This is a genomic window from Corynebacterium flavescens, assembly GCF_008693105.1.
Classification (GTDB): domain Bacteria; phylum Actinomycetota; class Actinomycetes; order Mycobacteriales; family Mycobacteriaceae; genus Corynebacterium; species Corynebacterium flavescens.
On record NZ_VXKK01000013.1, the window covers coordinates 1 to 12719 of the forward strand.

Annotated in this window: 13 protein-coding genes and 1 tRNA gene; 10 read left to right on the forward strand and 4 right to left on the reverse strand. The window is 60.7% G+C overall.

Translation table 11 applies throughout. The annotated features are described in order from the left end of the window. The first annotated feature begins 990 nt into the window (after positions 1-990). Positions 991-1995: an HNH endonuclease signature motif containing protein gene (locus F4V60_RS01285; RefSeq protein ID WP_075728976.1), complete on the forward strand. Its 1005-nt coding sequence runs from the start codon at positions 991-993 to the stop codon at positions 1993-1995. Positions 1996-2245: 250 nt separating this feature from the next. Here the strand turns inward: F4V60_RS01285 and F4V60_RS01290 are convergent. Both F4V60_RS01290 and F4V60_RS01295 read right to left on the reverse strand, forming a co-directional pair. Next, a tRNA-Pro gene (locus F4V60_RS01290) sits at positions 2246-2322 on the reverse strand. Between the two features lie 111 nt (positions 2323-2433). Further along, positions 2434-3324: a metallophosphoesterase gene (locus F4V60_RS01295; RefSeq protein WP_075728977.1), complete on the reverse strand. Its 891-nt coding sequence runs from the start codon at positions 3322-3324 to the stop codon at positions 2434-2436. Positions 3325-3357: 33 nt separating this feature from the next. Here F4V60_RS01295 and F4V60_RS01300 point away from each other — a divergent pair, with 33 nt between their 5' ends. After that, the gene (locus tag F4V60_RS01300; RefSeq protein ID WP_075728978.1) at positions 3358-3822 is read left to right on the forward strand and encodes a GatB/YqeY domain-containing protein; all 465 of its coding nucleotides are present in this window, start codon (positions 3358-3360) and stop codon (positions 3820-3822) included. A 27-nt stretch (positions 3823-3849) separates the two neighbouring features. Here F4V60_RS01300 and F4V60_RS01305 read toward each other — a convergent pair whose 3' ends face one another. Continuing rightward, complete coding sequence (locus F4V60_RS01305) at positions 3850-6276, reverse strand: transglycosylase domain-containing protein (protein ID WP_075728979.1); 2427 nt, start codon at positions 6274-6276, stop codon at positions 3850-3852. Between the two features lie 198 nt (positions 6277-6474). Here F4V60_RS01305 and F4V60_RS01310 point away from each other — a divergent pair, with 198 nt between their 5' ends. Genes F4V60_RS01310 through F4V60_RS01325 form a run of 4 tightly spaced genes read left to right on the forward strand, consistent with a single transcriptional unit; the run spans position 6475 to position 8268 of the window. Continuing rightward, complete coding sequence (locus tag F4V60_RS01310) at positions 6475-6798, forward strand: WhiB family transcriptional regulator (protein ID WP_075728980.1); 324 nt, start codon at positions 6475-6477, stop codon at positions 6796-6798. Between the two features lie 17 nt (positions 6799-6815). Next, positions 6816-6971 carry a Sp36 family protein gene (gene sp36, locus F4V60_RS01315; RefSeq protein WP_075728981.1) on the forward strand — a complete coding sequence of 52 codons (156 nt, stop codon included), beginning with the start codon at positions 6816-6818 and terminating at the stop codon, positions 6969-6971. 1 nt (position 6972) lies between these two features. Further along, positions 6973-7431: a RidA family protein gene (locus F4V60_RS01320; protein WP_075728982.1), complete on the forward strand. Its 459-nt coding sequence runs from the start codon at positions 6973-6975 to the stop codon at positions 7429-7431. A gap of 18 nt (positions 7432-7449) precedes the next feature. Then, positions 7450-8268, forward strand: a complete 819-nt coding sequence (locus F4V60_RS01325; RefSeq protein ID WP_075728983.1) for an MBL fold metallo-hydrolase — start codon at positions 7450-7452, stop codon at positions 8266-8268. 248 nt (positions 8269-8516) lie between these two features. On the opposite strand, the gene glxR is transcribed toward F4V60_RS01325, so the two are convergent. After that, a complete protein-coding gene (gene glxR, locus F4V60_RS01330) occupies positions 8517-9200 on the reverse strand; it encodes a CRP-like cAMP-activated global transcriptional regulator GlxR (protein ID WP_150387351.1) in 684 nt (227 codons plus the stop codon). A 341-nt stretch (positions 9201-9541) separates the two neighbouring features. Between glxR and nth the strand changes: the two genes are divergently transcribed. Genes nth through F4V60_RS01350 form a run of 4 tightly spaced genes read left to right on the forward strand, consistent with a single transcriptional unit; the run spans position 9542 to position 12712 of the window. Then, positions 9542-10189 carry an endonuclease III gene (nth, locus tag F4V60_RS01335; RefSeq protein WP_075728985.1) on the forward strand — a complete coding sequence of 216 codons (648 nt, stop codon included), beginning with the start codon at positions 9542-9544 and terminating at the stop codon, positions 10187-10189. After that, positions 10186-10791 (forward strand): TlpA family protein disulfide reductase, encoded by a 606-nt coding sequence (locus F4V60_RS01340; RefSeq protein ID WP_075728986.1) that lies wholly within the window; start codon positions 10186-10188, stop codon positions 10789-10791. The genes nth and F4V60_RS01340 overlap by 4 nt, the downstream gene beginning before the upstream one ends. Beyond that, entirely contained in the window at positions 10788-11483 is a 696-nt protein-coding gene (locus F4V60_RS01345) for an NUDIX hydrolase (protein WP_075728987.1), read from the forward strand. The genes F4V60_RS01340 and F4V60_RS01345 overlap by 4 nt, the downstream gene beginning before the upstream one ends. A 32-nt stretch (positions 11484-11515) precedes the next feature. Next, positions 11516-12712: a MarP family serine protease gene (locus F4V60_RS01350; RefSeq protein ID WP_075728988.1), complete on the forward strand. Its 1197-nt coding sequence runs from the start codon at positions 11516-11518 to the stop codon at positions 12710-12712. Positions 12713-12719 lie beyond the last annotated feature (7 nt).

Sequence of the window (12719 nt, forward strand, 5' to 3'; positions counted from 1 at the left end):
GACGGCGTCGGCGTCGTTGTCGGTGACGGTCAGGAGGCTCTGGTGGCGTAAGGAATCCTGTTCCGTCAGCGGTCAGTTCATCGCTGAGTCAACCGCTGGCGGATACACCACTCAAAAGGACTTGACCGTTTCATTTTTTGCAGGCGGGCGAAGATGTCGTTGAACAGTGGGCCCAGCGGACCTGTTGACAGCCCTGTTTATGCTCTCGCGGCATTGCGCACAGGCGTTTGTCGGTTGACCATGCCGTACAAGTTTGCTGGGGTGAGCTCGTGCTACCACATGCTGGGCCCAGGCCGTGTATTTCCGGCCAATCATGCCGTTGCTACGTCCTTGGAGAGGCAGATCCGGCGTTTATGCTGCATAGATAAAGAAAAACAGTGATCCAGACACACAAAATGTCGCTTAACCAGCTTATCGGCGGGCTAATGCCCAAAATTTGTTGTTTTACGGCGTGTCCTAGTAACGGTCATTTTGTGTTGGTGGCTCTTGGCTCTTAACCTCGGATGCTGGCTACAAGCAGCATCGATGGGTTCCTCAAGTGTTGTATATCAAGCTGCGCCTTGGGGATCCTGGTCGAGTAGGTGGTCTGACGTACTTCCCACTGCAGGCAGGGCATGAGGGAGGGATTTCTACTCATCCGGCCATCATTGAAATGGCCTTAGCAACTCGTAGCGTCAGGTTTGGTATTTCAGCGACGGAGGCCGCTGAACAGCCCGGAGAGGTGAAAGTAATCTTATACTTACTGCTCAAACTGGGAGAATGGCCGCATTCACCAACACTTTCTGAGCATTAGCCCGCTTTGCTCCTTGATTCCGCATGAGCCTAACCAATCAGGTTAGGTCGGTTGGCCTTGTTTCCGCACTACCTAATTCTGGCGAGGCGGCCCGGCTGTGGATAACCGGGGCGGTGCGGGTGGGTTATCCACAGTTTCCTTACTGGGTGCGGGTTGGGGATTGTCGCGGCGGTGGGCGGTGTCTTAGCGTGGCGGTCATGGGCTTGCAGGAGTATTTCGCACAACTTAGCCGAGGGGTTGACCTCGTTGCCGAGTGCTCGGGGCTATCTGCCCCGGACCTTGAAAAGATGGGGGCTAGCGCGCAGGATGCCGCCGAGCTTATAAGCCTGCACGCCATCTACTTCGGTACTACTCCCTATACAGCAAAGCAGCGCTTAGCCGTTAACTCTGCTCGGTGCAACAGGCACACTCTGAGCACCCTGCGCTTGATCGAGTCTTTTACCCGCCGCGTTCAAGGGCGCCTGGCGGCGTGGAACCTGCGCGTAGAGCTATGCGCCACGCCAAGCGAGCAGGTTACTGCGGTAGCTAGGCGCCGGCTGCGTGAGATGCGTGTTCCCCGCACGTATTGCGAGCGCGCGATGTTGCGCCAGCACCCCAACGGGCTAGCTACCTTGACAGTGACCGGCAATGGGTTGGATATGGCAGATGCTTTCCGGACTATTGACCACAAGCGACCAGGGGAAAGCTTTATCGCCCGCATGCTCGGCAAGGCAGACGCGGCCACCACACGTACTCGTGTGACGACCATGGCAGTCCTCCAGTTGGAGGACTACGGCACGATTATGCGCCGGGAGGGCGATGACGTGATGATACGCACCACCAGTGGGGTTGTGGTCACTGGTGCGCAGCTTGTGGAACGCGCCTGCGCAGGCGAAGGACTTGTCACGATGATTAGCCGCACACACGGGCCGGTGGACTTGTACCGCTTTGAGCGCTTCGCATCAACAAAACAGCGCACGATGCTCGCAGCAGAGCACCCCACGTGTGCATGGCCGGGCTGTAATATCCCGGCAGAAAGGGGCCAGTTTCACCATCTCACCCCGTGGAGTCATGGCGGGGAGACCAACATTGCCAACCTGGTGACCTTGTGCAACTACCACAACGGCATTAATGAGGATGATCCGAATGCGCCACCACGCCACGGGCGCCTTACCCGCGAAGGCGGGACAATAGTCTGGCAACCACCGCATTCTAGCCGTTAGGCCAACAAGCCAGGCGGCGACTTCCGGCACCCCTAAAACAAACCCCGGTGGGGAAACCAACAATGGGCAGGACTATGACTGCGCGGTGGTCATGATCCCGGGAAATACCTGCAAGGGACTCGCTTCTTATATGCCAGTCCCACCACGCACTCTAAAACCGAAAGAGTCGGCTTAGTATTTAAAGGAAATTTGGGTGCGAAAAATCCCCACTTTGCGCAGGATTACCTGCTCAAGATGGGGATTTTTAAGTTGGTCGGGATAACAGGATTTGAACCTGCGACCTCTTCGTCCCGAACGAAGCGCGCTACCAAGCTGCGCCATATCCCGAAGGACCGAAATAAACGGTACTGGAATACTTTAGCTCACGCGCGATGTGAACAACAAAACGGCAGCATAAGAAACTGCAGCTTGGGAAACTGCAGTAAAAGAAACCTCATCCTAGGAAACCTCGGTGATCCGCAGCAGCGTGGCTGAGGGGCGGCAGAAGATGCGCACGGGAGCGAACTTCGAGGTGCCCAGTCCATTGGAGACGTGCATCTTCATGGGGCCGAAATCATGCAGGCCCTGCACACGTGCGCGGTCGATGCTGCAGTTGGTCACCAGGGCGTGCGAGCCGGGTAGACAGATCTGCCCGCCGTGGGTGTGGCCGGAGAGTGAGAGCTGGTAGCCGTCGGCGGCAAACTTTTCGAGCACGCGCGGCTCCGGTGAATGCAGCAGCGCCAGGCTGAGATCGGCATCAGGGTTGGGGGCGCCGGCGATCTCCGAGTAATCATCGAGGTCGTGGTGCGGATCATCCACCCCGGCCACCGCTAGGCGGACGTTGCCCACCTTGAACTCGTGGCGCGCCTGGTTGGCGTCGCGCCAGCCATGCTCGATGAAGGCCGCGCGCATGCCCTTCCACGGCAGGTCGATATAGGAGGGCTCGCGCTTCTTGTTCAGCAAGTAGTTGAAAGGATTGACCGGGCGTGGGGCCCAGTAATCATTGGTGCCGAAGACAAAGAGACCCGGACGGTCAAGCAGAGAGCCCAGCGCGCGCAGGGTATCGGGCACCGCATGCTCATCGGAGAGGTTGTCGCCGGTGTTCACCACCAGATCCGGATCGAGCGAGTCGAGGGCGGAAACCCAGGCAATCTTGGTCTCTTGGCCCGGGATCATATGGAGATCGGACAAGTGCAGGATTCGGAAGTCCGGTGCCCCGCGCAGTGTTCCCTTGGGCAGGAGGGGGATTGTGTATTGCTTCAACTCGAATTTGTTGAGCTCACTGTGGCTCCAGGCCAGGGTGGCGAGGCCGGCGGCGGTAAGTCCGCCGATAATCGGGTAAATCTTCACGGTTCCCACCCTACCTGGCGTAGATTGAAGGACATGAGCCAGCTTAAAGAATCTATTCGTGCCGATCTCAAAACCTCTATGAAAGCCCGCGACAAGGAGCGCACCAGCGCCATCCGTTCGCTTTTGGCCGCCATCCAGGAGGAGGAGACCTCCGGCGCGCGCCATGAGGTCGATGATGAGGTGATCTTGAAGGTCATCGCCCGCGAGATCAAAAAGCGCCGCGAATCCGCCGAGGTCTACGCCGAGAACGGCCGCCCGGAGTTGGCGGAGGCGGAGCTTTCGGAGGTTCCTTACTTCGAGGCCTACCAGCCCAAGCAGCTCAATGATGCGGAGCTAGAGGCGCTCGTGGCAGAGGCCGTGGCCGAGGTTGAGACCGAAACCGGTGCCCCCGCCACGACGAAACAGATGGGCAACATCATGAAGGCGGCCAACGCTAAAGCCGCTGGCCGCGCGGATGGCAAGCGCCTGTCCAGCGCGGTCAAGGCCAAGCTCGCCTAGGGCATAAAGCTCTAGGCCCGGGTGGCCCTAGAGCCCGAGGAAGCTGCGCACATCGTTGGTGATGCTATCGATCTGCTCCTGGGAAATCAGGGGCGCGCGCTCCTCATTATTGGGCCGGCCGCCCTCCTGATTCTCGCGACTGCGGCCCGTGTTATCTGAATTGGCGTTGTTGTTGTTCGGCGCACGGGTGGGGGAAGTGCCGTCGGAAAGCTGCAGTGTGATGGTGGCGCCATTGTTGAGCCTGTCCTTGCCGGTAATCGCGCGCACCACCCGGCCAGCGGGTACATTGCCGCCGATGGTCTGCGAGGTCTTTACCTGGTAACCGCGCTGCTGCAGGGTGTTGCGGGCCTCCGCCTCGGACTTACCGCGCAAGCCGTCGAGCAGCGAATCCACCGTGCCCTCGTCATACTTCTTGTCGTAGCCAGGGATGGTGCCCTGCGTGGCTGCCGGCAAGCCTGCGGCCATGGTGAAGAAAGTGCTGGCGGGTTCGAGGCCACCAAAGAGGTTTCCGTAAGGGCATTGCCGCACCGGGCCAGAACACAGCGGCGAGGTGGACGTACCGTCATTGTAGATATAGGGCGCGGCGGCAATTCCTGAGTTAAATCCCAGGAAGGCGGAGGACTGGTTGGACTCGGTGGTACCGGTCTTGGCCGCAACTTTGGTGCCGAAACCCGCGCCGCGCGCCGCGTTTGCCGCGGTGCCGGAGACGGCATCCTGGGTCAAGGCATTGCTCAACGCATGTGCCTTCTGCTTGTCGACGGCCTGTTCACACGGCGTCTCCTTAATATATACAGCGTTGCCGTTCCTATCGGTGACCTCATCGATAGGGCTGGGCTCGCACCACTTGCCGTCGGAGGCAATGGTGGCGCCGACATTGGAGAGCTCCAAGGGGTTGACGGCAGTGGGGCCGAGGGTGAAGGAGCCCAGCTGCAGATCCTTGATGTGATCAGCAATGGAGGTATCGGCATCGTAGCTGCCCTTGTCCGCGTAGGAGCGCAGGCCCAGCTTGACCGCCATGTCCACGACCGGATCGACACCGACCTGTTCGATGAGCTTGATAAACGGCGTGTTGGGGGAGTGCGCCAGCGCATCCTGCAAGGTCATAGTCGCGGCGTAGGTGCCGGAGTTCTCCACGCAGTAGCGGCCGACGGGGCAGCCTGCGGCGCCTCCGGAACCCAGGCCCTGGGCCTCGTAGCGGGCAGGAACGTCGAGCTGGCTCTTGATTCCGTACCCGGATTGGATGGCAGCGGCGGCGCTGAAGACCTTGAAAACGGAGCCAGCGCCGTTGCCCACCAACGAGTTTGGCTGAGGTAGCATCGTCTCATTTTGTTCCGTGTCCAGCCCGTAGCGGCGGGAGGAGACCATGGCGAGCACGTCGCGGTCCGAGTCCCCGGGTTTGATGACGTTCATGACCTCCGCCACGCCGACGGCGTCGGGCGAGGTCTGATTGCGCACGGCCGTTAGCGCCTGATCCTGGACGGTGGGGTCCAGGGTGGTCTTAACGGTATAGCCGCCGCGGGCGAGCTCCTCGGTATCAAGGCCCTTCTCGGCGAGATAGTCCAAGACATAGTCGCAGAAGAAGCCGCGATCCCCGGCGCCGATGCAGCCATTGCTCAGCAGCTGCGGGGAGGATTCAACCCCGAGATCGGTCTGCGCGTACTCATCTGCCTCGGGCTGGCTGAGGGAGCCGTTATTGACCATGGCCTGCAGCACGGTATTGCGCCGATCGAGGACTGCCTCCTCGTTGGTATAGGGGTTGAGGTATTCGGAAGACTGCACCATGCCGGCCAGCATCGCGGCCTGGGGGACGGTGAGGTCTTTGGCCGAGGTGTCGAAGTAGGTGCGCGCGGCCGCCTCGATGCCATAGGCATGGTTGCCAAAGGGGACGAGGTTGAGGTAGTTGGCCAGAATCTGATCCTTGGGCAGCTCGGCGTCCATCTCCGTGGCCATGCGCATCTCCCGCAGCTTGCGGGGGATGGACTGCTCAGTGGCGGCCTCGCGCTCCTCATCCGTGCGCGCGGATACTAAGAGGAGATAGTTCTTTACGTACTGCTGATCCAGGGTGGATGCGCCCTGGGAGACCCCGCCGGCGGCAAAGTTGGTCCACAACGCGCGGAAATTGCCCTGAAAATCCACGCCATCGTGCTCGTAGAAGCGGCGATCCTCGATGGCCACGGTGGCCTGCTTCATGGGATCGGAGATCTTATCCGGGCTGACGGGGTAGCGGCGCTGGCTATATAGATGTGCCAGGTCATTGCCCTGTGCATCCTTGATGGTGCTGACGCCGGGAAGCTCTCCTGCGGCCAGGTCTTGCAGTTCTGATTGCATTGTCTCATTGGTGCGGGCGATGGCCACGCCGGAGATGCCGGCGAGAGGCGCGCAAGCCACGGCAATGAGAATTCCCACCACGAGGGTGGAAATGCCGATTTTTGCCAAAGATCTAAAGACAGTCACCCCCCACACCCTACGTGGTTGGGGGGTGAGCAGGTAATAGGGAACTCCCCCCTAAAGTGTGACGTATTAGACAACGTATATGACGTATGAATACACTGACCGGCAAAACATAATACTCCCACACAAAATTATCAAGCACTATCAAACACTGTCAGACACTATCGATGTAGTAGTCCACGAGGAAGGAGCTACCGAGCCATGACCGTCGGCTTGAAAGGCTCTGGTCAGTCCAGCCTTGTTAGCAACACTGAACGTGGCGAATGGGTAACCCAGGCCAAGTGCCGCAAGGGTGATCCGGATGCATTATTCGTCCGTGGTGCAGAGCAGCGCAAGGCTGCCGTTATCTGTCGTCATTGCCCGGTGCTCAACGAGTGCCGTGCGGATGCATTGGATAATCGGGTTGAGTTCGGGGTGTGGGGAGGCCTGACTGAGCGTCAGCGCCGCGCCCTTTTGCGCAAGAATCCAAACATCACCAGCTGGGCAGATTACCTGGCTGATGGCGGAGAACTTTTCGGCATATAGCAGGTAGGATATGTCCCATGACAAAATGGGAATACGCCACCGCACCTGTCCTGACGCACGCTACCAAGCAGATCCTCGATTCCTGGGGAGAAGATGGCTGGGAGCTTGTCACCATCACGCCGGGCATGAATCCGGAGAACGTGGTCGCCTACTTTAAGCGCGAGGTGGCCTAAGATGAGCCATCTTGCGCGCATCACCGAGCTCGGGTTTACGCTGCCCGCCGTTGTCGCACCCTTGGCCGCCTATGTGCCGGCCACCCAGGTGGGCAATCAGGTCTGGACCTCCGGGCAGCTCCCCGTGGCTGACGGGGCCTTGCCGGCCACCGGCAAGGTTGGCGCTGAGGTTAGCGCGGAGCAGGCCAAAGAATATGCCCAGATCGCCGCTCTTAATGCCCTCGCTGCAATTGATGCCGAGGTTGGCATCGATAACGTCACCCGCGTCATCAAGGTCGTCGGCTTTGTTTCCTCCGCCCCCGATTTTTATGAGCAGGCGGCCGTCATCAACGGAGCCTCGGAATTGATCGGGGAGATCTTCGGCGAGGCAGGCGCACACGCCCGCTCTGCCGTGGGTGTGGCTGTTCTCCCCAAGGACTCCCCCGTAGAGATCGAAGTCATCGTAGAGTTCTCTAAGTGATGGGTTAGGCTAAGAACTATGGAGCATCCTGCATATAGTCAACTGCGTCCGGTAAGCCAGTCGGTCGGTGTCGTATTGTGTGACAATCCGAGCTATACCGCACTCAAGGGAACCAACACCTGGATCGTGCGTGCCGCGGAGGATTCGCGGGCGATCGTGGTCGATCCGGGGCCCGAGGACGAGGGACACCTCAACGTTGTCACCGCCTGCGCGGGCGAAGTCGCACTCATTCTGCTGACTCACCGCCACGATGACCACGCCTCCGGCGCGCAGCGCCTGCGTCAGCTCACTGGCGCGCCCATTCGCGCTTATGATCCCAGCTACTGCAACGGCGCCCCGGCCTTGCAGGGTGGCGAGATCATCACTGTGGAAGGCATCACCCCGCAGCTCGAGGTCGTTCACACCCCCGGGCACACCGCGGATTCCACCTCTTTCTTTGTCTGGTCGGAAGAAGCCGGTTCCTCGCACTTGGAAGGAATCCTCACCGGAGATACCATCGTAGGACGCCACACCGTCCTGCTTTCTGAGACCGATGGGGACTTGGGTGAGTACCTCAAGACCCTAGACATGCTGGAAAAGCGCGGCAAGGGTGTCCCGCTCTTTCCTGGTCACGGTCCCGACCTCGAGGACACCTCGCAGGTGGCCCGCAAGTACATTGACCGCCGCTACCACCGCCTTGACCAGATCAAGAAGATTCATCAGGAGCTCGGGGAAGATATCGACCTCAAGACCTTGGTAGATGCCATGTATGATGACGTCGATCCGGTACTGCGGCACGCAGCCGAGCAGTCCACCCGCACCGCCTTGAAGTACTTGGCAGCGCAGAAGCAGCAGTAGTAGTTGCGATAAGCATTAAAGCCACGGCCATTGTGCCGTGGCTTTATGTGTGTCTGGGTCCCGAGTTGGGCGGTTTTGGAGGGTTTTCACGGTAGATAGTGGCCAAAATTGGCCGGTAGCTTCTAGTCTTGAACGCGCCGGCCTAGTTCTCAGCGCCGCGGAAAGGCACAAGAAAGCCCTCGCCGCTCTGGCAAGGCTTCAAGCAGTGAAGGCAAGCGGGGGCGAGGGCTAGAGCGCGCTATCGCTTCTTAGCGGGCGCGGCGAGCGAGGTGCTCGGTGTCCACGATGAGGACGGACTTGCCCTCGAGGCGAATCCAGCCGCGGTGCGCGAAGGTGGCCAAAGCCTTGTTCACGGTCTCGCGGGATGCTCCGACTAGCTGGGCAATCTCCTCTTGGGTGAGATCGTGGTTGACGCGCAGGGCGCCACCTTCCTGTGCACCGAAGCGGTTAGCCAGCTGCAGCAGGGTCTTGGCCACGCGGCCGGGAACATCGGTGAAGATGAGGTCAGCGAGGTTGGCGTTGGTACGGCGCAGGCGGCGGGCAAGAACGCGCAGCAGCTGCTGGGCAATGGCCGGGTGATCAGAGACCCACTGCTTGAGCATCTCCGAGTTCATGGTCGCGGCCTGAATCTCCGTCACGCAGACGGCAGAGGAGGTGCGGGGGCCCAGATCGAAGATGGAGAGCTCTCCGAACATGTCTGAGGGGCCGATCACGGTGAGCAGGTTCTCGCGGCCATCCGGGGCATGCCGGGCGAGTTTAACCTTGCCCGAGATGATGATGTAGAGGCGGTCTCCGGGCTCACCCTCATCGAAGATGGTGGTCCCGCGTGGAAAACGCACGGTCTCCATCTGCTCGATGAGGTTCTGCACGGCTACGGGATCTACGCCTTGGAAGATTCCGGCGCGGGAAAGAATGTCCTGTACGCCTTCCACGTTTGACTCCTTGGTTTGACGATGTCGAAGTGACGGTGATATCAGCGAAGAATTGCGGAGATGACCGCGGTGGCGTTGATATCGATGGGGGGTATGGGCTAAGAGGCAGATGAGCCACTGTGCAACGCAACTCATACTACAGTGTAATTTGTCACTTTTCCTAGTACTCCGAAAAATTGTCACAGGAACTAATAAGTGCTAGGGAATGTGAGTCTGGAGGGTCCCTCAGTGATGGAGCACCGAGGCTTCCAACTTCTCCATCAACATGGCAAAGAGAGCGATGGCCAGTGGGACGAGTACTACCAATGGGATCATGATTGCCATCCTACTAAGCTGAATGCATGCCCCTTGCACCGCCCGAAGTTCGTGCCCCGCAGATCAACGCGGCGCTTGCCGCCGAGTACCCCGATGCGCATTGCGAACTTGATTTCCGCAGTCCACTTGAGCTTTTGGTGGCCACGGTTTTGTCGGCGCAATGCACCGATGCCCGCGTCAACAAGGTGACTCCGCGCCTTTTTGCGGCCTATCCCACGGCGGCAGACTACGCGGCTGCTCGGCCGAGCGACCTCGAGGACATCCTGCGCCCCTTGGGCTTCCAACGCGCGAAGTCGCGCCACCTCATCGGCATAGGGGAGAAGCTCATGGCGGATTATGGTGGTGAGGTTCCACGGGACGTCGCCAAGCTTGTGTCTTTGCCTGGGGTAGGGCGCAAGACCGCGCTCGTGGTGCGCGGGGACGCTTTCGGGCTGCCTGGGCTGACGGTCGATACCCACTTCAAGCGTTTGATGCACAGGCTGGAATTGAGCGCTGCAACGACTCCGCTCGCCATCGAGAAGGATATAGCCCGCCTCATTGAGGAATCGGAGTGGACCTTGTTTTCGCACCGCACTATCACTCACGGCCGTCGCGTCTGCCATGCGCGTTCGCCCGAGTGTGGCGCCTGCGTGATCTCCGGTTTATGCCCGGTAGGCGATAGGGTGGCGGCATGAGAAAGTACCTCTTTGCCACGATGGTGGCCGCGCTGGTGATAGGAGTCATCGTGGTCATCGCCGCTGCCTCCTTGCTCAGCGGGCATTCCCAGCGCAGCGGTGAGAACCGCGAGCCAGCTCAGGGCAACGAGGCTTCGCCTAGCACTGGAGCGCTGGGCGGTGAAGACGGCGAGGTAGCGTCGCGCCCGGATTGCCCGGCCGGCCCCGTGGCAGGCGTGGACCTGGACTGCCTGGGCGGACAGGATTCGCTGCCGTCTGCGGATGAGGGCATCACCGTGGTCAATCTCTGGGCCTGGTGGTGCGAGCCCTGCCGCACGGAACTGCCCTTGCTGGAACAGGTGGCCAAGGCTCACACGGACTGGCAGGTCGTTGGCGTGCACGCCGACCGGGATGCCCGCAAGGGAGCTGCCTTCTTGAATGACCGTGGTATTGATCTTGCCAGCTACCAGGACTCCGATAACGCCTTCGCGGGCGAGCACGGACTGCCTGGCGTCATCCCCATCACGCTCGTGCTGGTGGATGGCCAGGTTAAGGGCACCTTCATTCAGCCTTTCGAGTCCGTGGAGGACATCGAATCCGCCGTGCAGGGGGCGCTGGAGTGACGCGGCTGCGCCCGGATTTGGCGCCTGCCTGGTTGCGGCCAGCCTTGGGGCTAGATACCGCCAAGCTGCAGCAATCCATTGGTAGCGACCGCACGCGCGTATTTGCCGGCCCCCTGCCGCGCCGTCGGCGCGAATCAGCGGTGCTGTTGCTGTGGAAAGGCCGCAGCTTTGCGGAGGCGGAGGTGCTTTTGACGCACCGTTCGCCCACCATGCGTGCGCACTCGGGGCAAATAGCCTTTCCCGGCGGTCGCAGGGACGCCGCGGATGCCACCCTCATCGATACCGCGCTGCGGGAAGCCGAGGAGGAAACCGGTCTCAATCGGGCCACCGTCACGCCCCTGGAGCTGTGGGAGGAAGTCAATATTCGTGCCACAGGCAACCCGGTGAGCACCGTGCAGGCCTACTGGCACTCACCGGAGAAGGTGTGGGCCGCCAGCTCGGAAGAAACCGATGACGTATTTTGCCTGCCTCTAGCGGAGCTCATTGACCCAGCTCACCGTACCCAGGTTGGCTTCAAGGAGTGGTCCGGCCCGGCCTTCTTTGCCCGCGGTTACGTGGTGTGGGGCTTCACAGCCGGGGTGCTGTCCACGCTCATCGCACATGCGGGGTGGGAAGAGGAGTGGGATAACAATTCGGTACTAGACCTGCGTGAGACTCTCCTTGCTTCCCGCAACAATGAGAAGATGGTCTAAATCGTTTCCCGTGTGAGAAAGTTTGTGTCCCCGTGACCCCTTGGCTTGTTGTAGACGCACTCATCGTCGTTGCCGTAGCGCTAGCGCTATTGAGCGGCTGGCGGCAGGGCGCAATCTCGGCGGTGCTTTCCTTGGCCGGCGTGGTCAGTGGATTGGTGCTGGGTGCTACCGCAGCGCCCTTTGCCATGCAGCTCACGGACCAGGTGGCGCTGCGTTTCCTGCTGGGAATCGGCGTGGTCGTGCTGCTTGTGGGGCTGGGCCAGCTCGTCGGCGCCAGTATCGGCGCCAACCTGCGGGATCGGATGAAGGCCCGTTCCTCCCAGCGCCTTGATTCCGGCATAGGTTCGGTCTTCCAGGTGCTGGCGGCGTTGCTGGTCATCTGGTTGGTTTCGTTGCCTTTGGCCTCCAACCTCGGCGGAAGTGCCGGCCAGGGCATGCGGGAATCGCGCATTCTGGGCGGGTTGAACCGCGTGGCGCCTGAGGCCTTGTCCGCGCTGCCCAACAAGGTGGCGGCCATGCTCAACGAGTCCGGGCTGCCCCCGCTGGTCTCGCCGTGGCAATCTGTCGGCGGTGCCGGGGATGTCGGGGTGCCCGATTCTGAAGTGGACAATCCTGAGCTCATCCAGGCGGTGCGGCCCTCGGTCATCCACGTGCTTGGCGACGCCGAAGTATGCTCCCGCCGTCTCATGGGCTCCGGCTTTGTCACGGCGGAGGACTATGTCATCACGAACGCCCACGTTGTCGCCGGAACAGAGCGCGTCCACCTCGATACGGTGGATGGCCTGCGTGAGGCCAAGGTGGTCTACTACAACCCCGACGTCGATGTGGCGGTGCTCTATAGCCCGAACCTCGGCATAGCGCCCCTTGAGTGGGCAAGTCAGCCCGCCCAGACCGGGGATGATGCCATTGTCCTCGGCTTCCCGCTTTCCGGACCTTTTGAGGCGGATATGGCGCGGGTGCGGGACCGCATCACCATCGCCGGGCCCGATATTTACTCCAGGGGCCGGGTCGAGCGTGATGCCTATACGGTGCGCGGATCCATCCGCCAGGGCAACTCTGGTGGCCCGATGATTAACGAGCAAGGCCAGGTCCTCGGCGTGGTATTCGGAGCCTCCGTCGATGATTCTCAGACCGGCTACGCGCTCAGCGCGGAAGAGGTCCAAGGCCATATCGGTGACGTGAACTCCCTGCGCAAACCCGCCGATACTGGCTCCTGCGTGGCAAACTAATCCTCCC

What these genes read in the sequence shown, in the direction of transcription:
- F4V60_RS01325 (WP_075728983.1), top strand. Translation starts at nt 7,450, where the DNA reads ATGGAGCATCCTGCATATAGTCAACTGCGTCCGGTAAGCCAGTCGGTC.
- F4V60_RS01320 (WP_075728982.1), top strand. Translation starts at nt 6,973, where the DNA reads ATGAGCCATCTTGCGCGCATCACCGAGCTCGGGTTTACGCTGCCCGCC.
- F4V60_RS01300 (WP_075728978.1), top strand. Translation starts at nt 3,358, where the DNA reads ATGAGCCAGCTTAAAGAATCTATTCGTGCCGATCTCAAAACCTCTATG.
- F4V60_RS01340 (WP_075728986.1), top strand. Translation starts at nt 10,186, where the DNA reads ATGAGAAAGTACCTCTTTGCCACGATGGTGGCCGCGCTGGTGATAGGA.
- nth (WP_075728985.1), top strand. Translation starts at nt 9,542, where the DNA reads ATGCCCCTTGCACCGCCCGAAGTTCGTGCCCCGCAGATCAACGCGGCG.
- sp36 (WP_075728981.1), top strand. Translation starts at nt 6,816, where the DNA reads ATGACAAAATGGGAATACGCCACCGCACCTGTCCTGACGCACGCTACC.
- F4V60_RS01310 (WP_075728980.1), top strand. Translation starts at nt 6,475, where the DNA reads ATGACCGTCGGCTTGAAAGGCTCTGGTCAGTCCAGCCTTGTTAGCAAC.
- F4V60_RS01285 (WP_075728976.1), top strand. Translation starts at nt 991, where the DNA reads ATGGGCTTGCAGGAGTATTTCGCACAACTTAGCCGAGGGGTTGACCTC.